This is a genomic window from Erwinia rhapontici, from assembly GCF_020683125.1.
Lineage (GTDB): Bacteria > Pseudomonadota > Gammaproteobacteria > Enterobacterales > Enterobacteriaceae > Erwinia > Erwinia rhapontici.
The window spans coordinates 1,904,641-1,931,042 of the sequence record NZ_CP085627.1 but is presented as its reverse complement, the minus strand read 5'-3'; the positions used below and the strand labels follow the sequence as shown (position 1 = coordinate 1,931,042).

Annotated in this window: 17 protein-coding genes and 1 pseudogene; 4 read left to right on the top strand and 14 right to left on the bottom strand. The window is 50.4% G+C overall.

Annotation, left to right across the window (positions count from 1 at the left end; genetic code table 11):
• Positions 1-114: 114 nt before the first annotated feature.
• Genes LJN55_RS09150 through LJN55_RS09140 form a run of 3 tightly spaced genes read right to left on the bottom strand, consistent with a single transcriptional unit; the run spans position 115 to position 2,136 of the window.
• Positions 115-1,374: a PTS ascorbate transporter subunit IIC gene (locus LJN55_RS09150; RefSeq protein WP_133843122.1), complete on the bottom strand. Its 1,260-nt coding sequence runs from the start codon at positions 1,372-1,374 to the stop codon at positions 115-117.
• An 11-nt stretch (positions 1,375-1,385) separates the two neighbouring features.
• Positions 1,386-1,673: a PTS sugar transporter subunit IIB gene (locus tag LJN55_RS09145; RefSeq protein ID WP_133843120.1), complete on the bottom strand. Its 288-nt coding sequence runs from the start codon at positions 1,671-1,673 to the stop codon at positions 1,386-1,388.
• Positions 1,674-1,692: 19 nt separating this feature from the next.
• Positions 1,693-2,136, bottom strand: a complete 444-nt coding sequence (locus tag LJN55_RS09140; RefSeq protein ID WP_133843119.1) for a PTS sugar transporter subunit IIA — start codon at positions 2,134-2,136, stop codon at positions 1,693-1,695.
• Between the two features lie 690 nt (positions 2,137-2,826).
• Between LJN55_RS09140 and LJN55_RS09135 the strand changes: the two genes are divergently transcribed.
• The 3 genes from LJN55_RS09135 to LJN55_RS09125 all read left to right on the top strand — a co-directional run bounded on the left by LJN55_RS09135 (position 2,827) and on the right by LJN55_RS09125 (position 6,721).
• Positions 2,827-4,017, top strand: coding sequence for a LacI family DNA-binding transcriptional regulator (locus tag LJN55_RS09135; RefSeq protein WP_133843117.1), 1,191 nt, complete (start codon positions 2,827-2,829; stop codon positions 4,015-4,017).
• A 151-nt stretch (positions 4,018-4,168) separates the two neighbouring features.
• On the top strand, positions 4,169-5,626 hold the full coding sequence (locus LJN55_RS09130; RefSeq protein WP_133843115.1) for an AMP nucleosidase: 1,458 nt from the start codon (positions 4,169-4,171) through the stop codon (positions 5,624-5,626).
• Between the two features lie 267 nt (positions 5,627-5,893).
• Complete coding sequence (locus LJN55_RS09125) at positions 5,894-6,721, top strand: hypothetical protein (protein WP_227536077.1); 828 nt, start codon at positions 5,894-5,896, stop codon at positions 6,719-6,721.
• A 205-nt stretch (positions 6,722-6,926) separates the two neighbouring features.
• Here LJN55_RS09125 and LJN55_RS09120 read toward each other — a convergent pair.
• Together LJN55_RS09120 and LJN55_RS09115 are read right to left on the bottom strand one after the other, a co-directional pair.
• A pseudogene (locus tag LJN55_RS09120) lies at positions 6,927-8,132 on the bottom strand (IS256 family transposase).
• Between the two features lie 138 nt (positions 8,133-8,270).
• A complete protein-coding gene (locus LJN55_RS09115; RefSeq protein WP_227536076.1) occupies positions 8,271-11,054 on the bottom strand; it encodes an HD domain-containing protein in 2,784 nt (927 codons plus the stop codon).
• A gap of 823 nt (positions 11,055-11,877) precedes the next feature.
• On the opposite strand from LJN55_RS09115, the gene LJN55_RS09110 reads away from it, so the two are divergent.
• Positions 11,878-12,933 (top strand): 2,3-butanediol dehydrogenase, encoded by a 1,056-nt coding sequence (locus LJN55_RS09110; RefSeq protein WP_167864452.1) that lies wholly within the window; start codon positions 11,878-11,880, stop codon positions 12,931-12,933.
• Positions 12,934-13,542: 609 nt separating this feature from the next.
• Here LJN55_RS09110 and LJN55_RS09105 read toward each other — a convergent pair.
• From LJN55_RS09105 to LJN55_RS09065, 9 genes are all read right to left on the bottom strand, one after another.
• The gene (locus LJN55_RS09105; protein ID WP_227536075.1) at positions 13,543-14,037 is read right to left on the bottom strand and encodes a DUF943 family protein; all 495 of its coding nucleotides are present in this window, start codon (positions 14,035-14,037) and stop codon (positions 13,543-13,545) included.
• Complete coding sequence (locus tag LJN55_RS09100) at positions 14,030-14,806, bottom strand: DUF3289 family protein (RefSeq protein WP_265106037.1); 777 nt, start codon at positions 14,804-14,806, stop codon at positions 14,030-14,032. The genes LJN55_RS09105 and LJN55_RS09100 overlap by 8 nt, the downstream gene beginning before the upstream one ends.
• 672 nt (positions 14,807-15,478) lie before the next feature.
• Positions 15,479-15,973 (bottom strand): DUF943 family protein, encoded by a 495-nt coding sequence (locus LJN55_RS09095; protein WP_133843097.1) that lies wholly within the window; start codon positions 15,971-15,973, stop codon positions 15,479-15,481.
• Entirely contained in the window at positions 15,966-16,829 is an 864-nt protein-coding gene (locus LJN55_RS09090; RefSeq protein ID WP_227536073.1) for a DUF3289 family protein, read from the bottom strand. Before LJN55_RS09090 ends, LJN55_RS09095 begins: the two co-directional genes overlap by 8 nt.
• Before the next feature lie 929 nt (positions 16,830-17,758).
• Positions 17,759-18,505, bottom strand: coding sequence for a lipoyl protein ligase domain-containing protein (locus LJN55_RS09085; RefSeq protein WP_407647804.1), 747 nt, complete (start codon positions 18,503-18,505; stop codon positions 17,759-17,761).
• A 15-nt stretch (positions 18,506-18,520) separates the two neighbouring features.
• Positions 18,521-20,467: a sigma-54-dependent Fis family transcriptional regulator gene (locus LJN55_RS09080; RefSeq protein WP_227536072.1), complete on the bottom strand. Its 1,947-nt coding sequence runs from the start codon at positions 20,465-20,467 to the stop codon at positions 18,521-18,523.
• Positions 20,464-21,102, bottom strand: coding sequence for a DUF998 domain-containing protein (locus LJN55_RS09075; protein WP_133843091.1), 639 nt, complete (start codon positions 21,100-21,102; stop codon positions 20,464-20,466). The genes LJN55_RS09080 and LJN55_RS09075 overlap by 4 nt, the downstream gene beginning before the upstream one ends.
• A 134-nt stretch (positions 21,103-21,236) precedes the next feature.
• Positions 21,237-23,423 (bottom strand): TonB-dependent siderophore receptor, encoded by a 2,187-nt coding sequence (locus LJN55_RS09070; protein WP_227536071.1) that lies wholly within the window; start codon positions 23,421-23,423, stop codon positions 21,237-21,239.
• A gap of 507 nt (positions 23,424-23,930) precedes the next feature.
• Positions 23,931-26,123, bottom strand: a complete 2,193-nt coding sequence (locus tag LJN55_RS09065; RefSeq protein ID WP_227536070.1) for a TonB-dependent siderophore receptor — start codon at positions 26,121-26,123, stop codon at positions 23,931-23,933.
• Positions 26,124-26,402: the final 279 nt, after the last annotated feature.

The window sequence follows — 26,402 nt, the reverse complement described above, 5'->3', positions numbered from 1 at the left end:
ATATCGGGGGAGACGAGTGAACCTGATGCGTATGATGAAAGATTGCGGGGCACCGCTAAAAACAAACAGGGGCTGACGAGAATCTCGCCAGCCCCTGCTTTCGGGCAAAGAACCTTAACGCACAATCAGGCCTAACAGGATGCCGACAGCACCGAAGTCAGAGTCACTGAAGGTGGTGTTCGCCAGACCGATGCTGCCCAGTACCGGCAGCAGAAACACCGGAATAAAGGTAATCAGCAGGCCGTTGGTGAAGGCACCCAGGATAGCCCCACGGCGCCCACCGGTGGCATTACCGAACACCCCGGCGGCAGCACCGACGAAGAAGTGCGGCACCACGCCCGGAATAATCACCGTCATATTCAGCGCGTACAGCAGGAACATGCCCAGTACCCCGGCAACAAAGCTGCTGAGGAAGCCCACCAGCACCGCATTAGGGGCATACGGGAACACCACCGGGCAGTCGAGGGCCGGTTTCGCGTTCGGCACCAGCTTGTCAGAGATGCCTTTAAACGCCGGAACGATTTCCGCAATCACCATGCGCACACCCTGCAGCACGATGTAAACCCCGGCGGCAAAAGTGATGGACTGCATCAGTGAGAACATAAACCAGTTTTTGCCACCCGCGTTCATCTCTTTCACCGTTGACGGCCCCGCCACCAGACAGGTGAAGATAAAGATGAAGAACATGGTAAAGGCAATCGCCACTGGCGTATCACGCAGGAACAGCAGGCTTTTCGGTACTTCCATATCTTCGGTAGATTTCTCTTTGTTACCGAATTTGCTGCCGATCCAGGCAGACAGTAACTGAGAAATCGCCGAGAAGTGACCAAATGCTACGTCGTCTGAACCCGTGACCTTCTTCATATACGGGTGAACAATCGCCGGGAAGAACACCATCGACACACCAACCACCAGCGAACCGACCGCAATCAGGCTGGCGCCTTTCATGCCGGCAGTCGCGAGGATCACCGCCACCATCATCGACATAAACAGCGTGTGGTGACCGGTCAGGAAGATGTATTTCCACGGCGTGAAGCGGGCAATCGCAATGTTGATGACCATCGCGAAGAACATAATCATCGCCATTTCAGTGCCAAAACTCTTCTGCGCCACGGCAACGATCGCTTCGTTGTTCGGCACCACACCAGGAATACCGAAGGCATGGTGGAAGATCGCGGCGAAGTCGCCCAGAGAAGAGACAATCAGCCCGGCACCGGCACCGAGGATCAGGAAGCCCATCACGGTTTTCACTGTCCCTTTGATCACTTCCGTGGCCGGTTTTTTCTGTGCCACCAGACCGATCAGCGCAATCAGCCCTACCAGAATGGACGGCTCAGACAACACATCACTCATTAAAAAACGGAAAAATTCCATTTTTGGCTCCCTTATAACGCGCCGAGTTCGGTCAGAGCTTCAGAGATACGCTCTTTCATCGCCACTTTGTCTACCATGTTTTTCAGTGAGACAATTTTACCGCCCACCTGCTGAGCCACGAGCTGCTCGGCAATATCGGAGGTGCCCACGAAGATATCGCTGGCGGTGCCTTTGGCTGAACCGAGGTCGACATGGTCGACTTCTGCATTCACGCCCAGATCTTTAACGATTGATTTAATGCTCATTTCCATCATCAGGCTGGTACCAAGACCGTTGCCACATACCACGGTGATTTTCATTTTTTTTCCTCTGGAAGAATTAATAGCGTGAAATAATGGATAAAATTTGTTCGACCTCTGTCGCTGCGATCAGCGATGCCGTATCTTCAGGGGTATCAAACAGATGGGCGAGCGCGGTAATAATGCCGATATGGCTGTTACTGTCCGTTGCGGCCAGCACAATCAGCAGATGCACTGGGTCATTCCCTTCTGAATCGAAGTTTACACCCTCGCGGACCACCGTCAGGCTGACGCCCATTTTGTTTGCGCCATCTTCAGGACGTGCATGAGGCATAGCGATACCGGGGCCAACCACGTAATATGGACCAATCGCCTCGTGTGAGCGGTAGATAGCCTCGACATAACGGGCTTCAATGGTGCCATTATCGCGCAGCGGCTGGCAGGAAAGTGAGACAGCCTCACGCCAGTCAGTGCAGGCAGGGATAATCTGAACAACGTCGGCTGTCAGTAATTCTTTAAGCATGTGTGTCACCTCTCTCTTCATCGCCCGAGCAGAGTAGTGTGAGACTCATCTGATTAATGTGACGAACATCTAAAAAGATAACGCTAACTGTTATAACTATCATTAATTGTGATCGGCTTATCATCAGCCGGAGAATAATTTGTTGCCAGACGTCGGCAACGGCACACTGACGGTGAGAATGGGTCAGGCATGCCTGACCCCTGGGTTAATTTCGTGGGGGCGAGGTACACCTCACCATCACATGCGCGTTGATAATGGGTCAGGCATGCCTGACCCCTACGTTAGTTTCGTGGGGGCGAGGCATGCCTCACCATCACATGCGCGTTGATAATGGGTCAGGCATGCCTGACCCCTGGGTTAATTTCGTGGGGGCGAGGCACGCCTCACCATCACATGCGCGTTGATAATGGGTCAGGCATGCCTGACCCCTACGCTAATTTCGTGGGGGCGAGGCACGCCTCACCATCACATGCGCGTTGATAATGGGTCAGGCGTGCCTGACCCCTACGCTAATTTCGTGGGGGCGAGATACGCCTCACCATCACATGCGCGTTGATAATGGGTCAGGCGTGCCTGACCCCTACGCTAATTTCGTGGGGGCGAGATACGCCTCACCATTACATATACTTTTGTAGGGGCGAGGCACGCCTCGCCCGGCCCTGCCGGAACCAGTAAAGAAGGAGAACCAGGATGCGCAAGCGTCGCAGTAGCGGTCGGGTGACGCTGCAGGATGTCGCCGATTATGTCGGCGTCGGGGCCATGACCGTGTCGCGCGTGATGCGCACACCGGAGCTGGTGTCAGACAGTGTTCGTAACAAAGTAGAACAGGCCGCCCGTGCACTGGGCTATCAGGCCAACCCGGAAGCCAGCGAACTGGCAGCCGGGCGCAGCGACCGCGTCACCTTGCAGGATGTCGCCCGCCATGCCGGTATCGGCCCGATGACGGTATCGCGCGCGCTGCGCGATCCGAGCCAGGTCTCTGAAGCCTCGCTCATCAAAATCCAACAGGCGGTCGCGACCCTCGGCTACGTGCCCAATCAGGCCGCCAGCACGCTCGCCTCGTCCCAGCTGCATACCGTGGCCGTGCTCTACCCCTTTCAGCACGATCGTGCCAGCACCCGCTTTGTTCAGGCACTGCAACAAACCCTGAGTAAACAACCTTTCCAGCTGATTATGGCCTGCCATGAATATCATCAGTACGGTGAAACGCCGCTGGTGGAAAAACTGCTGCAAAACCGCCCTTCCGCCCTGGTACTGTTCGGGGCGCAGCTATCCAAAAAGACCTGCGAACTGATTGAATCCGCTGAACTGGTGACGGTTAACGTCTGCGGCGCGGAGCGTTTTTCTGCCGATATCACCCTCGATATCGCCATCAACGATGCGGCCGAACGCCTGACAGCACACCTGCTGGATAAAGGCTATCGCCGCATCGGCTTTATTGGCGCGCACACGGATAACCGCCTGCACAAACAGCAGCTGAACGGCTGGCATAAAGCGATGCTGATGCACTATCAGAATGCGGACCTGATGATCACCGTACCGGATGCGCCAAGCCTGGAGTTTGGCCGCTATGCGCTGGGGCAGCTACTGCAAAATCAGCCGGATCTGGATGCAATTATCTGTAGCCATGAAGAGATTGCTTTTGGTGTACTGTCTGAGTGTCAGCGGCGACTGTTGAAGGTACCCTATGATATGGCGGTGGCCTGCCTTGATGGCTCGGCTAACTGCGATCACACTTTCCCGGCGCTGACCTCAATGCGACTGAATTACGAAAAGCTGGGCCAGCAGGTGGGCCAGCAGCTGATGGCGATGCTGGACAATGCCCCGCAGCCGCAGGAAGAACAGGTGAGATTCAGCCTGGAACCCGGTGCCAGCAGCTAACATACCCTGAATAATTCGAGGTGCGTTGAGGCGGCAAGAGAACGAATCCCGATGAGCTTACACAGGTAAGTGATTCGGGTGAGTGAACGTCGCCAACAAAGAGGCAGCTTGAAGTATGACGGGTATAAATTAAACGATGCAAGGAGAGACCATGACTTATCCCGTAGCGCGATCCCTGACCGTCACCGAAGCGCTCGACAGCCTCGAAAACCATTACAACGCGGCAGTTGATGCCCTGCGCGACGCCATCACGGCGTTCATCGCTGACGGCAGCCTGCCTGATGCCACACAGCGCGCAGCTGGCCTGTTTGTTTATCCGCAGCTGCGTGTCACCTGGGACGGCGTGGCCCCCTCCCAGCGCCTGACCCGCGCCTTTGGTCGCTTTACCCGCGCAGGCAGCTACAGCACCACCATTACCCGCCCGGCCCTGCTGCGCCACTACCTCAGCGATCAGCTCACGTTGCTGACCCAGGAGTATCAGGTGCAGATTGACGTGCTGCCATCGCAGCAGGAGATCCCCTTCCCGTATGTGATTGACGGTTCCGGCCTGGCGCTGGATCGCAGCATGAGCGCCGGGATCGCCCAACATTTCCCAACCACCGAGCTGTCGCAGATTGGCGATGAGAATGCCGACGGACTGCTACCGCCGGGTGAAACCTTCCCGCTGTCGCACTTCGATGCCCTGCGCACCGATTTCTCGCTGGCACGCCTGCGCCACTACACCGGCACGCCGGTAGAAGATTTCCAGCCCTACGTGCTGTTCACCAACTACACGCGTTATGTCGATGAGTTTGTGCTGTGGGCCTGCGAGCAGATTGCCGACCCGACGTCACCGTATCTGGCGCTCTCCTGCGCGGGCGGCACCACCATCACGCATGATACGCCACACCCGGAACAGACGGTGTCTGACCTCGCCTGGAAAAAACACCAGATGCCCGCCTGGCACCTGATTGGCAAAGACGGCCAGGGCATCACGCTGGTGAACATCGGTGTGGGCCCGTCAAATGCCAAAACCATCTGTGACCATCTCGCCGTGCTGCGCCCTCATGCCTGGCTGATGATCGGCCACTGCGGCGGACTGCGCGAGAGCCAGACCATTGGTGACTACGTGCTGGCGCACGCCTATCTGCGTGACGACCATGTGCTGGATGCCGTGCTGCCGCCGGATATCCCCATCCCGAGTATCGCCGAAGTGCAGCGCGCGCTGTATGACGCCACCAAGCTGGTGAGCGGCATGCCGGGTGAAGCGGTGAAAGAACGCCTGCGTACCGGCACCGTGGTGACCACCGACGACCGCAACTGGGAGCTGCGTTATTCGGCTTCCGCGCTACGTTTCAACCTCAGCCGCGCCGTTGCCGTCGATATGGAAAGCGCCACCATTGCCGCCCAGGGTTACCGCTTCCGCGTGCCTTACGGCACCCTGCTGTGCGTTTCCGATAAACCGCTGCACGGCGAAATTAAGCTGCCGGGCCAGGCAAACCGCTTCTATGAGGGTGCCATTTCCGAGCATTTGCAGATTGGCATTCGCGCCATCGATCTGCTGCGCGCCGAGGGCGACCGCCTGCATTCACGTAAGCTGCGCACGTTTAATGAGCCGCCGTTCAGGTGAGTTGAGTATGTAGGGAAACAAAACCGCTTATGTCTGTGAGGTCAGAGTGGTTTGGATGATTTTGGAATGCTGTCCCGTGGGGGATGGCATTTTTTGAGGCCACCTTAGTCGGCTGGAGGACCTGTGGAGGCTTAGAGCGAAGGCTGACATCAAGAAAATAGCTCTTGAGAAGATAAGCTATAGAAAAAAGCTCTTGATAAGATGTAGTATGCCTATGGCTTACTTTTAATAAATTCATGCACCATCCAATAAATATAGGAATGGCTTATGAGTGATACTTCCTCAGTTATCTTGACAGCATATGCAACAGGAATATTAGCATTAATCGGATTGTGCCAGGTTTTTATTCTAATAAGTCAACGAACTCAACTCAGACTTGATTGGGCAGAGACCTATAGAAAACGATGGGGGGAAATAAGAATTGATTGGGGCAAGGTTATTTATTTCGGCCATGCTCCCGGGGACTATTATCAGATTGCCACAGCAGAAGTAATTTCTGAGATAGGCAGAATGAAAAATGGGAACCAAAATACAACACGCGAAATTTGGGCTTTAGAACCCTCAATCCGTGTTTTTAATGAATTAAATGATATTTGTTTGCGAATCATGCAAGGGCATCTTAAGATTGGGGATACTTATCCGATTCTAGGAACTGAATTTCTTAGACAAAGTGCATCAATGAGAAATTTGCTTGATTATCAGTATTCATCACGTCAAAGAAATAGTGATAATCAAGAGCATGTAAACGTACAACGTTCGATTCGTACTTGGCTTGCTTGTCATGATGGAATTAGGCGAAGATGTCTGATTTTAATCGATATGCTGTGGGCTGAGGCCGTGAGACTCGAAGACCTCCCACCCTATGACATTAGAATTGCAGCGAATGCTAAGATATATACAGGAAAAGACAGGAAAAAGAGGCTTAAGGATGAAGTTATTCGATTAAATGGGTATGTTTCGATAATGCGAGCTGTTTCATTATCCTATTTCTTACAACATTCCGAGTTTAAAAAAAATAAATATACAAGAGGTATTAACAAAGTTCGACTTAAAGAACTAGAAGAAGTGTGGACCGCACGTTATTTAGAGGAATAACATCATCAATAGACAAAAAAATCAATTTACTCATGAGACATGAAAATTGAAATTTTTATAGAGTGATCGCGCAATGAAATTGCTAGAAATCATGTAGTAAAAAATATCTTAGCAATGTCAATCATTGGTACAAAGTTGACTGACACAGGCGTAAGATCGGCCAGGAGAAGAACCCTGTAAATAATTTTGTGTAACTGCCAGCGCATTAAAGGTGATCGCTCAGGCGGTCACCAAACTCGATAATAAATCGACTCATTGCCAATCGCCAGTTCTGGATAGGCATACTTCATTTTTTTAAGCATACCTGGTAGCCAGATAAATAACCTTCCGCAATGAGTCGTCTGACGGGAACACTTTGTGTTTCTTTATCGCCTGCCGGATCACGCTGTTCAGCGATTCGATAGCATTGGCGATGAAGATGGCTTTGCGGATATCAGCTGGGTAGCCGAAGAACGTATTGAGATTTTCCCAGTGCGCACGCCAGTTTTTGCTGATTTGCGGATATTTGTCATTCCAGACGTCCGCAAACGCATCTAGCGCCATCAGCGCAGCTTCTTCCGTCGGAACCTGAACACCATTTGAGCCCGCTGGTCACGGCTTTGTAGTCCTTCCAAGATACGTATTTCAGGCTGCTGCGCACCATATGGATGATGCACAGCTGGATGTGTGTCTGAGGGTAAACGCTATTTATCGCATCCGGTAAGCCCTTCAGGCCGTCCACACAGGCAATCAGAATATACTGAAGCGCACGGTTTTTAAGCTCTGTCAGCACACTGAGGCAGAACTTCGCACCTTCGTTTTCCGCCAGCCACATACCCAACAGTTCTATCTGGCCTTCAGTATTAATGCCCAGCGCGAGGAAGACGGCTTTGTTAATCACGCTGCCTTCGTGACGAACCTTCACCACAATGCAGTCAAGATAAACAATGGGATACAGTGCATTCAGAGGTCGATTTTGCCACTCTGTTACCTGTTCTTTAACCGCATCGGTGACTTTAGATATTAGCGTGGGCTACACGTCCGCATCGTATATTTCCTCTAATGTAGCGACGATCTCCCGCGTGGTCATGCCTTTGGCGTAAAGGGATAAAATCTGGCTATCCACCTTCGTGATCCGCGTCTGGTTTTTCTTTATCAATTGCGGTTCAAAGGTGTTTTCGCGGTCGCGAGGCGTGTTCAGTTCAATCTCGCCGTCATAGCATAACAACGTTTTGGATGAATAGCCGTTGCGGGTATTCGAACCGGTTTTAGGGGCATTTTTCTCGTGGCCGAGGTGATCAGTCAGTTCTGCATTCAGTGCAGTTTCGACGGTTAGTTTCGTCAGCATACGGGAAAAATGATTAAGATCAGCTTCAATTTTAAGGCCCTTAGCAAGTTCTGCAGCAAGTGCCTTGAGTTTCTTTTCATCCATGATTTTTCTGTCTCCGTTGTAGGAGTGAACATATCAAAAACAGACAGATACGCAATTTAAATTACAGTCTCGGTGAGAGGGTTATTTAAAATCTACCACCCTCCCTATTTTCATTTCGTTATTTCTGAATGGCTATTATCATGACACTAAACCATCAGCTAAGCTCTTCCATGTTTCAGTAAATATTGTATCTTCTGAGGGTGTTATATCACGATTCCAATTGAGAAAATAAAAAACACACATCGTTTGATTAAAACTTGAAAGGTTTTCTGTGACTTTTTCTGGATTAAAACTAAAAGAAGGTATATTCCCTATTTTCAGAATGCACCATTGTTTATCATCCCATTCCATACTAAATTTTAACCACTTAGTTTTAGGAAAACCATTTGGCCCAATAATAAGTGGGATTTCGCTTTTTTTTATTATAATTCTCTTACCTTGTATAGGTAAGTTATCCATATATTTCATTTCATCCAGTAACAATCGTAGGAAAGATACTTTTGCAACTTTTGCCCTTCTTCCTATACTGATAGGATAATATAAATCGCAATTATCTATAATACTTCCTTCCATCCAAGATCCGATGCCATCGAATTCACTTACAGGATCAAAGAAGATTACTGATGGCATTAATTGCTCTATTAAAATCATTGAATTAGGTAGTATATTACCCTTGGAGTATAATAATTTTGGTAGTTGTTCACTTCTAGAATAACTTGACAACAATAGATCTATTTCTGGTTGTATTAACCATTTCACCAAATCATCATTTAACGTCCTGTCTTTATCTGAGACCGCCTTTAGTATTTCTAGACATATTTTATTAGATATATTTTTAATCAATTCATCATTGAATGGGAGTTTCGTTGTAGTAAGATCATTCCTTTGGAGGTTTATTGGCATTCTTCCATCTTGGTCATAAACAACTAATGTTGGGTTACGGTTATTAATATCAAAATAGCTAGATGAAATATTAACTTTAAATCCATGCCTAGCAATAGGTATTTTTATGCCGTTACATACGAGTTTGGTAGTAGAATAATTAGATAGTTTTAATGGTTCATTAGTCCAAAAGATATCATCAAAACTTTCGTGTTCAATACGGCTCCACTGAGTTCCAGATAAATCGGCTCCACTTGAAGGTATTTTTTCAAGTTGGTCAAGGATTTTTTCATCTCCATCTATATATTCAATTCTAATAACTTTAGGATATTCCAATGCATACCAATCCCATGAATGTTCATAATTATGCTTTCTTAGTTTATTATAAACTTCTTCTGTGATAGATATAATAAGCTGTGTGCCAATTTCGCAATCCATAGGCGTAATACATATATCATCGCTTTCCTGTTCACAAATAAACTTATAACCTTTTTTTTCAGAAACATGCCGAGTTCTAACTTCTATCGTAGGCCCTAGTAAGAATGCAGCAAGTAAGCCCACACCAAACCTTCCCGTTCGATGTACGTTTGAATTGCCATCTGTTTCGTGCATATTTTTCCAAGTATCGCTATTTCGAAAGGAAGATCCTATATTTAGAAAATAATTTTCGATGACATCAACAGTCATACCGATCCCCGTATCAACAACTGTTAGTAAAAAGTCCCCATCTGATTTAGAAAGTTTTATTTCAACACCGATATCATCTTTATTAAAGTTGCTTCCATTTTTTTCATAGAAGTCTATTCTTTCATTGCAGGCATCTATTGAATTCTGCATAAGCTCTCTAACTCCAATTGCAGGATTATTACCATATAAAGGAGATATGAGTAAACTCATCATTTCGGCATCAGAAGTTCTAAACCTTACTGGAGTTGGTATAAAAGATGGTTTCTTTTCCGCTATGTATTTTTTTTCATCATCTAGTGACGATCTGATTCTTCTTATGTTAATATTTAATTTTTTCAACCCATCGTATCTTCCATAGATCTCTCCTAAAATAGACCATGTTTGATCTAATTCATTTTGAATGTCACCAAATAAATTTTTCAAGGATTTGTAAATAATGGGACTAGATGGTTCTGCGTTTATGAATAATGCTTCTGGATCTTCATGAGTTTGATTGATATCGATTATACAGTCGTGTTTTTCCCATTCACCACGTGAAATCGGGCTAACTAGTTTCTTTATGTTAAGCAATTGTTTATTTGCTCGAGTATTATTTACTTGAATATAATCAGCGATCCTTAGGGTACTCATGATAAATGGTACGTGTATATTTAACAAACTCCTTTTTTGTGATTGTTCTAATTTATCTACAGCAATTCTTAATGGTAAGTTATGACTTCTAGCAATAAATCCAAAGACATCACACAGACTACTATTACTTATATTAAGTTTTAGCCGTTTTTCATAGGGACCCGGTACTCCATCAAGAGCTATAGAATGTGCTAAAGATGCATGTTCTCTCCTAATGAACTCTCCAATAAATAGTCTATGCCTTTTTGTTAAATCATTTTTATCAGAAGGAATTTCTTTAATGGGAGTGGAATCACCAAAAACACTTTTTAATTTTTTACCATCCCATCTTTTTCCTTCATTACAATAGTTTTGCCATTTACTTTTCCATGAAAGCTCTTCACAGAAATACTTAGAATCTATTGTGGGATAAACATCATTTATTAAATTGTAAAATCCATCTTCCGAGATATGCATAGCACAATCATGTAATAAAGTCGAAATACATATTGCTGCAGCGTCGTTAGCTGATAATAACCCCCAACTTTCATCTGATATTAAACTTGCAGCTGAACTCAACACTTCGTTTAAATGATTAACGCCATGATCTGTGTAATCCGGAAAAAAAGTCATTTTATTATCATTTATCCAAGGATAGAAGTTACTTAAAGTAGTTATTACACCCCCAGATATGGATGAGTCAGAGTCCAGTTTTTCTTTCAATATTTCAGGTATAGTAAACATTTTCTCTCCATCTTGTTATTAATTTTAATAAATTTATTAAATTTTCTGATTTCAGTCATTGCAATAATATCGATATTTTTATAAAACAATTTAAATGACAAATTGAAAAATGAAATTAACATATTCTATTACTTCTTGGTTAAAGATGATGGCAATGCATAACACATTGAAAATGGGAATATAGCCCTAAAAAAATTAGCACATAACTTTCATACTATTCAATCTTAGTGAGTGCGCGCTATAGAATCTCTATCAAGTCGCTCTATGACTCTTCACATGTCGCATTAACTTTCCAGTATTTTTCATTTGGCTATCACCTATACGTACAGTTTTCCCCATCCGCATGCCATTAAAACATAAGTTTAACTAATTATTAAAACGATTTCCTTGAAAATTCTCACATTTATGACAAACACGAAAAAATCATGCTGCCATAAACGCGAACGTTTTCACCCAATACCTTTAATGATAGAAGGATCGACCATCGATCTGAGAAAATTTCGAACCTTTTAACCTATATTAATTATTACACAGAAATTTTATCAACGTCCGCCTCTGGCACACAGCAGACACTCAACAACGCACCAAAATCTGACTATTACCACCGCCCCCCCTGTTACACCCGCACCCCGTTACATCTGTCACACCCCCGCACATTTTCCCCTCCCCTCCCAGCGCCCTTCTCACCCTACTTATTAAAAATCAACAGGTTACGTACAGCCCCATTTCTGGCACGCTTTTCGCACTATGCAGCCCTGAGTTCCTGATCCGGCCGCATTAGTGGCAATGGACAGGATGTTGACCAATCTCAAGGGAAAAGAAGATGAAAGCAGCACGTTGGTATAAAGCGCATGACATCCGTATTGACGATATCGAAGAACCTCAGGTTTCTGCGGGCAAGGTAAAAATCAAAGTGGCATGGACCGGGATCTGCGGCAGCGACCTGCACGAATACCTCGCCGGGCCGATCTTTGTCCCGGTCGATAAGCCTCATAAAATCAGCCACGACATTGCCCCTATCGTTATGGGCCACGAGTTCTCTGGCGAAGTGGTCGAAGTCGGTACCGGCGTCAGCAAATTCAAAGCCGGTGACCGTGTGGTGGTCGAACCGATCCTTGCATGTCGTGAATGCGAAGCCTGCCGCGAAGGCAAATACAACCTGTGTGGCGACCTGGGCTTCCATGGTCTGTCAGGCGGTGGTGGCGGCTTCTCCTCCTTCACTACCGTGGATGAGCATATGGTGCACCGTATGCCCGATGGTCTCTCTTACGAGCAGGGTGCGCTGGTCGAGCCTGCCGCCGTGGCACTGCACGCGGTGCGTATGAGTAAGCTGAAAGCCGGTGACAAAGCGGCGGTATTTGGTGCTGGCCCTATCGGTCTGCTAGTAATTGAAGCCCTGCGTGCTGCGGGTGCCTCTGAGATTTACGTGGTGGAACTGTCACCGCAGCGTGGCGAGAAAGCGCGTGAGCTGGGTGCCAACGTGGTGATTGATCCGAGCAAACAGGATGCGGTTGCCACCATTCGTGAACTGAGCAAAGGCGGCGTGGATGTCGCATTCGAAGTGACCGGCGTGCCGGTGGTGCTGAAGCAGTGCATCGACAGCACCCGTTACGAAGGCGAAACCATCATTGTGTCTATCTGGGAAGGCGAAGCCTCATTCCACCCGAACAAAGTAGTGCTGGCCGAGCGTAATGTTAAAGGCATCATCGCTTACCGTCATATCTTCCCGGCGGTGATGGAGTTGATGACCCAGGGCTACTTCCAGGCGGAGAAGCTGGTGACCAAGCGTATTGAGCTGAAAGATCTGGTAACCGAAGGGTTTGAAGCGCTGGTGAAAGAGAAAAATCAGGTGAAAATTCTGGTTCGTCCACCGCAGTAATCCCGGTATCGGGGTGGCCGTAACAGAGGGTCACCCCTTGAGGGCTTACCACAAAAATGGATGGCTTCCCGTCTGACGTCAGGTCCGGGGCCAGTTTGAGCACGCCGGAGCGGCAAAATCCGCATCCCTGCGGGCCTCGACACGCGACGTCCTGTCGCGTGACGTCCGGCTTACCTCAAACTGGCCCCATCCCCGCAAGAGAGTGCTCGCTGTTAGTTTTAAAGCCGCCACGACATGACGATCTCCGCGAATTGATTGGGTTAGGGTGCTGACCTGGGTTTTGACGTTGAGGCGGCATTCAGCAGCGCTGAGTAAGCACAGTGAACCAGGACGAACCGCCAGGACGTCGGTGAGAGGGAGAGCCGGCACAGGGATGTGCCGTCACGACCATTCCGTCGGTGAACGAAGCAGACGAAGGTATCCACGCAGTGGACGCAGCGCCTGCCGCAAAGCCCGGGTCCCCAGGGTGGGGGCGACTGGCCACCCTGGGTCGCTCAGCCCGCGCAGCGGGAAAGCGAAACACCCTTGACGTTGACCTTGCCGTTAAGCCCCTTACAGGACGACCGAAAAAGAGAGTCCGCCACTACGGATTAATCTCAGCATTATCGATTAATCAGCAACACGCTTAATTTCAGCATTTTCACCATGCTGAATATATTCACTATCATCCGTCGTGTAACTGGTATAGGTTTGGTTGTAGTGCGATATCCATAACAGCCATTTTTTTTCAGCACAATTGGCGCCAGGCTTAAGACTATCAAAACAAAGATAATCATCGGCTTTATCTGTTTTCGGCAAAAATTGAAATCCCTCGCCTGCTTCGCCAATTAACACCCTCCACCGCTTATCAGTGCCAATAAACGGCATGTTGTATTTTTCCTTTAATACTTCTTTATTCTCTTCCCACCATGCAATTCTCGCTTTAGCCGTCATGGGAAAGTTATCCACAAAAAAATAACCCTGATTCCATTCACGGACAGTACTGACAATTTTCACTGGCCTGAGGAAAAAATACAGTATGATAAGAGCAGCAACCAAAATGATAGTAATCGGCACTACATTTTCAAAACGTTGCTGACTCGTCTTTATTTTTGACTTAATCATAACGATTACCTGTTATTGTTATGGTGGCGCTCATCTCTGTAATAAAGGGTTTAAATGAGTATTTATCATAACGTTGCAGTAAAAACCAGATGCGAAAAATTCTAAACTGCCTGTAAACCGGGTTAAGAACATCCTTCGAGTCCAGTCCAAAATGGTCCTGTGCCCGATAGTGAATGGTAGCAGAATAGTTATCCCCGTCGATGACAAGAGACTTTAACGTAATATTGGTTGCCCATACATCATGAACACTGATAGTAAGTGAGTTTATTCTATCCACCCACTTAGTGAATTTTGGTAAAATCATTCCATCCATATTTTCGGGAAGCTTGTATTTATTTTTGCTATCGTAACGCCCAACCTCCCAATTTATAAACTTCGACAGTGCCTTCTTGATTTTCAGAAGCGAGCTATTTTCTGATGAATCATTCACTATCTGCTCCTTATACGCACTATCTAACAAGTGACTGCTAAACAACGCACCATCACCTGTCTGCATATGGGTAATTAACTTCTCGATCAGACCGCGATAAGGACCAACAAATGAAAACACCCTTGATAATTCACGAAACTCATCAAATAAAATATCCGCTCGTGCTTTCACAGATAGCGGCTGTGATGTCCAATGATTAAGATCATAACGCGATGCTGTCATTTTCTCGCCGGTGTAAGGATCGACTCGTGCGGAAACGAGCCTTAAATTGAAATCATTTTTCAGACGGGATTCTGACAAGTCGCCATAGCGCATATCATCGGCACTGTATTCATCCATGCGGTTTGCGGATGTAAACAGACGACAGGGAAGAGAAATGGCAGGCTGCTTAAACAGCGAGTTGGGATCAAACGATTGTTCTGACACAGAGCAACTCCTTTTGCTTTACCCCTTCATCATGCAGGGGAATAGATAAGCGCCTAATATAGCCTGGTTTTTCCGTAAATTTTCATGCTGCACAATAAATCAGATTTTACACCAGTCGGCATTCTTACTGCCGTTGAGGGTGGCGCAGGCCGTGACCGCACAACAGAAGCAAAACGATCAACACCATCCCGCTCGTCCCCGGCCTGCCGGGTGGCGGGTCGATCATTTTTTCGATCGGCCCGTGATGATGATGTGTACTGAGCACGCCGGAGCGGCAAAATCCGCATCCCTGCGGGCCTCGGCACGCGACGTCCTGTCGCGTGACGTCCGGCTTACCTCAAACTGGCCCCATCCCCGCAAGAGAGTGCTCGCTGTCAGTTTTAAAGCCGCCACGACATGACGATCTCCGCGAATTGATTGGGTTTGGGTGCTGACCTGGGTTTTGACGTTGAGGCGGCATTCAGCAGCGCTGAGGAAGCACAGCGGGAAAGCGAAACGCCCTTGACGTTGACCTGGCCGTTAAGCCCCTTACAGGACGACCGAAAAAGAGAGTCCACCACTACGGATTAATCTCAGCATTATCGATTAATCAGCAACACGCTTAATTTCAGCATTCTCGCCACGCTGAATATATTCACTATCATCCGTCGTGTAACTGGTATCGGTTTGGTTGTAGTGCGATATCCATAACAGCCATTTTTTTTCGACACAATTGGCGCCAGGCTTAAGACTGTCAAAACAGCGCAAATCATTGTCGCTGGCCCTGTGCTGCAGAAACTGAAAACCATCACCTGCCTCACCAATTAACACCATCCACCGCTTATCACTGCCAATAAACGGCATGTTATATTTTTCTTTTAATAACTCTTTATTATCCTGCCACCATGCAATTCTCGCTTTAGCCGTCATGGGAAAGTTATCCACAAAAAAGTAACCCTCATTCCATTCGCGGACAGTACTGACAATTTTCACTGGCCTGAGGAAAAAATACAGTATGATAAGAGCAGCAACCAAAATGATAGTAGCCGGAACGACTTTTTCAAAACGTTGCTGACTCGTCTTTATTTTTGAATTAATCATAGCGATTACCTGTAATAGTTATGGTAGCGTTCATCTCTGTAATAAAAGGCTTAAATGAATATTTTTCATGATGTTGCAGTAAAAACCAGATGCGGAAAATTCTAAACTGCCTGTAAACCGGGTTCAAAACATCTTTGGAATCCAGCCCAAAATGGTCCTGGGCTCGATAGTGAATGGTAGCAGAATAGTTATCCCCTTTGATGATAAGTGATTTTAACGTAATGGTGGTTGCCCACACATCATGAACGCTGATAGTAAGCGAGTTGACTCTATCCACCCATTTATTAAATTTTGGTAAAATCATGTTGGCCATATTTTTGGAAAACCAAATTTTATTTTTACTATCGTAGTACCCAACCTCCCAATTTATAAATTTCGATAGTGTCTTCTTGATTTTCAGAAGTGAGCTATCTCTTGATGAATCGTTCACTATCTGCTCCTTATACGCACTATCTAACAAGTGGCTACTAAATACCTTGCCATTACCTGTCTGCATATGGGTAATTAACTTCTCGATCAGACCGCGATAAGGACCAACAAATGAAAATATTCGCGATAACTCGCGAAACTCATCAAATAAAATATCCGTTCGTGCTTTCACAGATAGCGGCTGTGATGTCCAATGATTAAGATCATAACGCGATGCCGTCATCCTCTCACCCGTGTAAGGATCGACCCGTGCGGAAACGAGCCTTAAATTGAAATCATTTTTCAGATGGGATTCTGATAAGTCGCCATAGCGCATATCATCGGCACTGTATTCATCCATGCGGTTCATCGTCTCAAACAGACGACAGGGAAGAGCAATGGCAGGATGCTTTAACAGCGAGTTGGGATCAAACGATTGTTCTGACACAGAGCAACTCCTTTTGCTTTACCCCTTCATCATGTAGGGGAATAGAGAAGCGCCTAATATAGCCTGGTTTTTCCGTAAATTTTCATGCTGCACAATAAATCAAATTTTACACCAGTCGGAATGCTTACTGCCGTTGAGGGTGACGCAGGCCGTGACCGCACAACAGAAGCAAAGCGATCAACACCATCCCGCCCGTCCCCGGCCTGCCGGGGTGGCGGGTCGATCATTTTTTCGATCGGCCCGTGATGATGATGTGTACCATGGGTCAGGTCCGTGTTGCTAGCCGACCGAAACGCAAGATCGACCACTGAGGGAGCCCCTGCAATATTAATTTCTGACAGCCTGACTTCAGGTCTGAGGCCAGTTTGAGCACGCCGGAGCGGCAAAATCCGCATCCCTGCGGGCCTCGGCACGCGACGTCCTGTCGCGTGACGTCCGGCTTACCTCAAACTGGCCCCATCCCCGCAAGAGAGTGCTCGCTGTTAGTTTTAAAGCCGCCACGACATGACGATCTCCGCGAATTGATTGGGTTTGGGTGTTGACCTGGATTTTGACGTTGAGGCGGCATTCAGCAGCGCTGAGGAAGCACAGTGAACCAGGACGAACCGCCAGGACGGCGGTGAGAGGGAGAGCCGGCACACGGATGTGCCGTCACGATCGGTGCGTCGGTGAACGACGCTTGCGAAGGCATCCACGCAGTGGACGCAGCGCCAGCCGCAAGCCCGGGTCCCCAGGGCGGCGGCGACTGGCCGCCCTGGGTCGCTCAGCCCGCGCAGCGGGAAAGCGAAACGCCCTTGACGTTGACCTGGCCGTTAAGCACCTACAGGCCGACCGAAAAAGAGGGTCGGCCTCTACAGATCATTTCGCTCTTGTTTAGTGGGGAGACCTCAGACCTGACGCAATTCTGATCGCGATAAAAACCTCCAGCCCTATGTGATCCTCGCGATCAGCGCGTCAACCACCTCATCACGCAAATACGGATGCCGGACTGACAGCCTCTGCGCCACACTGACCGTTTTTGATGCCTGATAGAAACGCCCGCTGCCTAACGCCGCCTCAAACTGATTCGCCTGGCGATGTGCCGCCGCTAAATCACAGTCCACCAGCAGAACTGCATGGGCCAGAACCACATGGCGACGCGGTGCATCCGCATCACTGTCAGGGATTGCCCGCCAGTATTGTGCCGTTCCGGCGATTTTACGCGCCTGCTGCCCTTCACCGCAGGCGAGGTTAAAACGCCCGTCGCAGAACGATCCTTCCACCGCCTGCCAGCCCGTTACCACACCCAGCTCCGCCAGCGCATCACTTAAGATCGCGCACAGATGACGATACACGGCTTCCGCTGCCTCACCGAGGGTACGCGCGATCGGATACGCCAGGCTGAGGTTGATAATACCCGGCCCCTGCGGCACCAGCCCGCCGCCGGATTTACGCAGGAACACCGGGCATCCGGCTGCAGCAAACTGCTCCCGCACCGCCTCCAGCGAGCTGAAACGCCGGTAGCTGGAAGGCACCACCAGCGACTGCGGCCCGTACCACAGCTGGGCCACTTTATGGCCTGCGGCAGCCAGCGGAAACAACCCGTCCTCGGCCTCAGTCGGGTCTGCACAGAACAGCAGTCGCCCGTGTGGCAACATAAACGGGCCGTCACCTGCAACCTGAACGTTTTTTTTCATCGTCATGTCTTTCCGCTATGCAGGCTGCGTATTGGGCGACTGAATGCCGTAACGCTGCATCCGGCGATACAGCGTCATCCGGCTGATGCCCAGCTGACGCGCCACGGCGCTGTGGTTCCAGCGTGCAGCACGCAGCAGGGCAACCAGCTGCTGGCCTTCATCCGGCAGTGCCTGTCCCTCTGCCGAACGCGCCTGAATTAACGTCAGCGGTGCGCTAATGCCGATGCCGTCAGGCAGATCGCCAGCGTCAATCGTGTCGCCATCGGCCATCGCCACGGCGTAATCCAGCGCATTGCTCAGTTCACGCAGGTTACCCGGCCAGCCATGCTGATGCAGGCACTGACGCGCCGCCGCTGACAGTCGGGCTTTGCCCGCCAGCATGTTGTCGATTAACCAGTCGAGATCCTGACGATTGCGTAGCGCAGGCAAGGTGATACGCGCCCCCTGCAAACGCCAGAACAGATCGGCGCGGAAACGACCCTGCTCCACCAGTTCCTCAAGCACATGATGTGAAGCCGAAATCACACGGATATCCACCGCAACCGGGCGCGAAGCCCCGACCGGCAGCACCTCCTGCTCGGCCAGCACGCGCAGCAACCGCGTCTGCATCTCCAGCGGCATATCACCGATCTCATCAAGGAACAGCGTGCCGCCGTCGGCTTCCTGAACCAGGCCGCGCCGCGCTTTGCTGCCCGCCCCGGAGAAACTGCCTGGCAGATGACCAAACAGCACACTTTCAATCAAGGTCGCGGGGATTGCGGCACAGTTCACCGCAATAAACGGCTGCCCACTGCGCTGGCTGGACTGATGGAAAGCGCGGGCAAAATACTCTTTGCCGCTGCCCGTTTCCCCCTGCACCACCAGGTGCAGCGGCGCACTCAGCAGGCGTGCTGCACGCTGTAACTGTTGCTGCAATGTCGGATCGCCGCCCGTCAGCGCTGCCAGCGGCGCAGGCAGTGCGGCGGGCGTGGTGATCGCCGTGCGCTCCGGGCGGCGTGCGGGCTGCACCGCCGTCACATATAGCCGCTCACCGCTGTGCAGCCGATCCAGCGTGCCCTGACGACCGCTGGCGCTGGCCAGCCAGTCCGGCAAACTGTCTATCGAAGTATTAAACAGCTGTTCAATCGGCATCCCGAGCAGCGTGCTGCGGCAGTGCGGTAACGGCGCATCAATGCCCAGCTCTTTCTCCAGCATCCGCTGCGCACGGTGGTTATGGCCGATCACCCGGCCATCGGCATCAAAAGCAATAAGGTAATCCGGGCTGACCTCGACAAACGGCGAGGACGGGCTGAGTTTCAGCACCCAGTCGGCACGGTGACGATGCTCGAACCAGGCATTTTCAATCTGGTGGGCATGCATCCGTGCTATCTGTAACGCCAGCTGCTGGCCGGATTTCGGCTGCGGCGAGGTCAGTGCGGAGATATCCAGGATCGCGTTAAGCTGCCCCTGCGGATCGAACAGCGGCACGGCCGAGCAGGAGAGCGCGATATGCGTGGCATCAAAATGGTCGTTGTGATGTACGGTCAGCGGTTTCCCGGTCGCCAGCGCCGTGCCAACCGCACAGGTGCCCGCCCAGGCTTCCGACCATTGCGCCCCCAGGAACAGGCCAGCGCGACGCAGGCTGATTTCAGCGCTGTCATCCCCCAGATAGTCCACCGTCACCCCGTGGGCATCCGTCAGCAACACCACATAGCCCGCCGGGGCAATCTGCTGGTATAACCGGCTCAAACCGTGCCGGGCAATATGGCGAAACTCTTCAAGATGCTCGCGATGCTCACGCAGCTCCTGCCAGGGGAGAATGCGCGCCGCCTGCATACGGCTGGGATCAAGACCATGGTTGATAACGCAGCGTTGCCAGGAGTCATGGATGGCCTGGTCATGCCGAAGCTGCGCCAGATGCCGGGTATCTTCGCGGGTGCAGGCAAGCACGGTGGCAATATGTTCACGCTGACTCTGATTCACAACACGCTCCTTTTGAACCGGTAAGACAGTAACAGCAATGAAAATCCGCTCACCACCTGCCAGAGGGTGATGGGATAGACCGCCGCACGCTCAATGATGCCGATCGGCAACGCTACGTACGGGATGAGCACCATACAGAGCAAGCCGACCATTCCCAGCAGCAGGCTAAACGCGGCATACACGGGTGCGCAACGGCGCAAAGCCAGGCCGGTGACGATCAGGCACAGATTACCCCCGCCAATCGCCATCACCGCACCTGTCTGATGCAATGTCACCCCATCGGCTTCCCCACCGCTGTGGAATAGCGCGATCATAACGCCACCAATGCCATGCAGGCCGCCTGCCAGCAACGCCGCCCACCCCATTCCCCCTGACAGCTGCGGCCGCAACAGTAAGCAAGCCAGCAGAAACAGCACACCTTCCACCGCAAATCCGGCATTCATCACGTTATGCAGCGGTGAGCAAATCTGCGGCCCGCATTCAGGAATGCCGAGATCACTAATATAGTTGTGGCTGTAGCGATAGGCCGGATGATGCCAGGCCAGCGCGCTGGTACGTTCGGCCAGCAGATACAGCAATCCCCCGGCGGCGAAACAGCACGCGCCTGCACGGCTGCGGCCCGATAACTGCGACATTTTTCTCTCCTGTTACTGGCAGCATTCAGTCTGACAGAGCGCCAAAAAAAAACCACCCCGGCTGGGGTGGTAAAAGATGATAAATCGCTGAACGAGGCGTGTACGCGTCACCTCGTCGTCAGACGATTCGCGGCTTACCAGCGATAGTTCACCGATGCCACCACATTGCGGCCTGAACCATAGAAACAGGCTTCGCTGTTGCTACAGGATGCCACGTAGTGTTTGTCGGTCAGGTTCTGCACATTCAGTTGAACCGTGGTGCCTTTCAGGCTGGAAACCGCCTCGCCCAGTTCATATTTTGCCATCGCATCGTACAGCGTGAAGTGCGGCACTTCGTTGGTTCCGGTGCTGTCCGCCGGGGCATCACCGGTGTAACGCACACCCGTGCCTACGGTCAGCCCACTCAGAGCCCCATTCAGGAAGCTGTAGCTGCCCCAGGCCGATGCCGCATGACGCGGAATGCTGGCAGGGGTACGTCCAAGTTGCGCGGTTGTGTAAGTCTCTTTTGTCACCGCATCGGTATAGGTATAAGCCGCCATCAGTTTGACTTCCGGCAACGGCTGGGCATGCACTTCCATTTCCACGCCGTTAGAGTCAACCTTACCGATCTGCTCGTTGTAACCGGTCACCGTATTCGCCGAGGTGATATTTTTCTGAGTAATATCAAACACCGACACGGTCATCACGGTATTGGAACCCGGCGGCTGGTATTTCACCCCCACTTCGGTCTGCTCCCCTGTTGTCGGCTTAAACGGATCGGTTCCCGGTGCGCCATTGCTCAGGTTCGGTTCAAACGAGGTGCTGTAACTGATGTACGGCGACAGACCGTTATCGAAGGCGTACAACAGCCCGGCACGGCCGGTAAAGGCGCTGTCATTGTTCTTCACATCGGTGCCGTTCAGGCGGTTAATCGTGCGGATTTGCGACCAGTCGTTGCGGCCGGACAGGACCAGGTTCCAGTTATTCCACTCCATCTGATCCTGCAGGTATACCCCAACCTGATGCAGCTGCTTCACGGTGTTAATGCTGGAGGTAAAATCATCCTCATTCACATCAACACGACCAGGATTTGCCCAGTCGAGCTGGTACTGGGTCGAGGTGTGGCGTGACAGGGTGCTGGCAACGCGGCTCCAGCGATAATCCAGCCCACCGAGCACGGTATGGCCGACATCACCGGTATCAAACAGCCCTTTGAGGTGGTTATCGACACCGAATTCGTTCGTCATCACCGTTTCATGTTGCGGGCGACGTTCAATGGTGTGGTCGTTGAGGGTGGAGCTGGTGGTGTAGACCATATATTTATAGTCTTCATCGCGATGGGTATAGCGCAGGTTCTGGGTAAACGACAGCGCGTCATTGAAGCTGTGGTCAAATTCATAGCCAATGGAGGCCTGTTCGCGCTTGTTACCATAGTAGTTAGGGTCATTGATATTCAGGTCATACGGGATATACCCGGTGCTGGCTTCTTTCAACGTCCCGACCATCGGCAGGAAGTTACGCGATCCGGCTTTCGGGTCGTTCTGGTAGCTGGTTAACAGGGTAAAGCTGGTATCGGCATTCGGCAGCCAGGTGATGGCGGGCGCTATTGCCACGCGTTCCTGTTTATTGTTTTTCACTTCTTCATGTCTGGTGCTGGCAATACCGTTCAGACGATAAAACAGCGTGTTGTCATCGTTCAGCTTACCGCCAAAATCAAAGGCCGCTTCACCCAGATGATGATTGCCGGTGCTGAGCTGCACTTCGCGAACGGCTTCAGCCGTCGGGCGTTTGCTGGTCATGATCACCAGGCCACCCGGGCTGACCTGGCCGTATAACACCCCTGCCGGGCCGTGGACCATCTCCACGCGCTCCAGCAACCACGGGTCAACCTGCCCGGCTCCCCCGCTGGAGCTGGAAAGACCAAAGTGCAGACCATCCAGCAGTTTTGGCGCGTAGCGGAAGCCACGGCTGATAATTTCGTCGTTACGGTTGGAGTTACCGCGATAGTTGGTCACCACACCGCTGGTATAACTGAGGGCATCGGAAACCGATGCTGCCGCCTGGTCATCCATCTGCTCGCGTGTCACCACCGAAATAGATTGCGGGGTTTTGCGCAGCGGGGTGGGGGTTTTGGTGCCTGAAGCGCTCTCTTTCGCCACAATACCGCTGTTACGCCCCGTCACGCTCTCCTGGGACTCCGCCGTCACCGTCAGCGTGTTGTCAGTGGCGGACTGCGCCAGCGGCGCCGCCAGCAGTGAAGACGCCAGCAGCAGGCGCAGGGTGGTATTTCCAGAGTGTACTGCCACACCAGGGCGCGCCTGGGTTTTTATCTTCTTCAACATAGTTGTGTTATCTCGTCTGAAACAGCCTTGTCTACGAAAGAAACCAGTAAAGCCCGCCAACCCATTAGATTTACTGATTGGCCGTAGCTAACTTCAGGAATGGCACGGATCATTAACGTCCGAACGCACCCTCTATTAATGAAAAAAAACCTTACTAAATGCAGAGTTACCTCTTACCTGTATGAAGTCCCGACGCATACTAATGCAAATGTAAATCACTCTCAATAACATTTGTATTAGCATTTCTTATTACACAAATAACTGGCGCGGACGATAAAAAGTAACAACATGTAAACTAAAGAAAAAATCAGTGTGATTTATAACGGTTCGGCTAAACAGACTGGCGTCAGAAAAAAGCAGGACGTGCGGTGAGGGAACGATCAGGTAAAAAAATAGCCACCCCGTCTGGGGTGGCTAAAAGGATGATAATGAAGCTTGTCAGGAACGCGGTTCTCTGTGGAACCCCGCTTTACATCTCTGGAGCAATCAACGCCCCGCCTGCCTTTATTACCAGCGATAATCCACTGAAGCAACGAAGGTACGGCCTGAACCGTAGAAGCAGGCTTCGGTATTGCTGCATGACGCCACATAGTGCTTATCCGTCAGGTTCTGCACGTTAAACTGCAATGTGGTGCCTTTCAGCGCAGATACTGCCTCACCCAACTTGTATTTCACCATCGCATCGTAAAGTGTGAAGTGTGGAACTTCATCCTGTCCAATGGAGTCTGCTGGAGCATCACCGGTGTAACGAACGCCAGCACCCAGAGTAAAGCCGTTTAGCACGCCGTCGAGGAAGCTGTAGTTACCCCAGGCAGATGCTGCATGACGCGGAATACCCGAAGGGGCACGTCCCGCGAGAGCAGAACTGGTGCTGCTCTCTTTGGTCACCGCATCGGTGTAGGTGTACTGCGCCAACAGTTCAACTTCCGGAATTGGCTGAGAACGTAACTCAGTTTCAACCCCTTTCGAATTGACCTTGCCGATCGCTTCGTTGTAACCCAATACGCTGTTATAGCCGGTAAGGTTCTTCTGGTTAATATCAAACCAGGAGACCGTTAGCATAGTATTGGTGCCCGTTGGCTGATATTTGAAGCCCACTTCGGTCTGTTCACCGGTGGTTGGCGCAAAGGGTTTGGCACCCGGTGCACCGGTACTCAGGTTAGGTTCAAACGAGGTGCTGTAGCTGACATACGGCGAAAAGCCTGAATCAAAGGCGTACAGCAGGCCTGCACGGCCAGTGAACTTGTTATCATTCTGCTGAGTGTCGCTGTTATCGGTACGATCCAGCGTACGGATTTCGCTCCAGTCATTACGACCTGACAGCACCAGGTTCCAGCGGTTCCACTCCAGCTGGTCCTGTAAATAGACACCAACCTGATGCAGTCTCTTACGCGTGCTGGTGACCAGGGAGAAGTCACTTTCATCAATATCAATGCTGGTCGGATTAGCCCAGTCAAGAATGTAACGATCTCCGCTGTCACGCCACAACTTGCTGTCAACATCGCTCCATTTATAGTCCAGCCCGCCAATCACGGTGTGATTAACGTCACCGGTCTCAAACTTCCCTTTCAGCTGGTTATCCATCGCCAGTTCATCCGTCATGATTTTATCATGCTGTGGACGGCGGTTGATCGAGTGGTCGTTATCCGCATCCCAGGTATACACCAGATACTTGTAAGACTCACTCATATGGCTGTAACGCACGTTCTGCTGGAATGACACCGCGTCGTTAAAGTTGTGATCGAAGATATAACCGATAGACGTTTGTTCACGCTTCGCTTCGTTGTAGCTCGGGTCGCTGACGTTAAAGTCGTAAGGGATATAGCCTGCGCTACTCTCTTTCAGCGAGCCGGACATCGGCAGGAAGTTACGGTAACCGGCTTTAGGTTCATTCTGGTAGCTGGTTAACAGCGTAAAGCTGGTGTCTTCATTTGGCAGCCAGGTAATCGCCGGAGCAATCGCCATACGCTGTTGTTTGTTGTTTTTAACAAACTCATGTTTGGTGCTGGCAATACCGTTCAGGCGATAGAACAGGGTGTTGTCATCATTCAGCTGACCGCCGAAGTCAAATGCGGCCTCACCAAAATGCTGATTGCCAGTGCTGAGTTTGACCTCATGAATGCTCTCAGCGGTTGGGCGCTTGCTGGTCATATTGATCAGACCGCCCGGGTTCACCTGGCCATACAGTACCGATGCCGGGCCATGTACCATTTCCACACGCTCTAACAACCAGGGATCGATCTGCCCTGCTGCTCCGGCCTGGCCGGACAAGCCGTAGCTCAGCCCATCCAGGAATTTAGGCGCATAACGGAAGCCGCGGCTGATCACTTCGTCATTACGGTTCGAGTTACCACGGTAGTTGGTCACCACGCCACTGGTGTAGCTCAGCGCATCAGAGACTGAAGCCGCCGCCTGATCGTCCATCTGATCGCGCGTCACCACAGAAATGGATTGCGGGGTTTTACGCAGCGGTGTGGCGGTCTTGGTGCCTGAAGCGCTCTCTTTCGCTACGATCCCTTTGGTCGGGGCGGTGACGCTTTCCTGGGTGTCTGCGGTGACCGTCAGCGTATTTTCGGCTTCGGTGGCTGCCTGCACGGCGGGCGCCATCAGCAGGGCTGAAGCCAGTAATAAACGCAGGGTGTGTTTGTCTGAACGAACTGCAATGCCTGGTATTGCCTGTTTTTTAATCTTATTAAACATGTTCTGGTATCCCGTCTGAACAGATTTGCTGATAAAAAAAACCCGTTAAAACCCGCCAATGGTTAAGGAGAACTGATTGGCCGCGGTGAAAGGTGAGAATCACGTTTGCCACTACTTTCGTCGATTCTTCTGCCCTTCTTAAGAAAACCGATATTTACGTACAACTTACAGGCCCTTAAGAAAGTTGCGACGCATCTTATTGCAAATGCAAACTATTCTCAATACTATTTGTATTAGCGTCATTTACTGTAAGAGAGATTAAAGTCCCTCCTTTTAAGT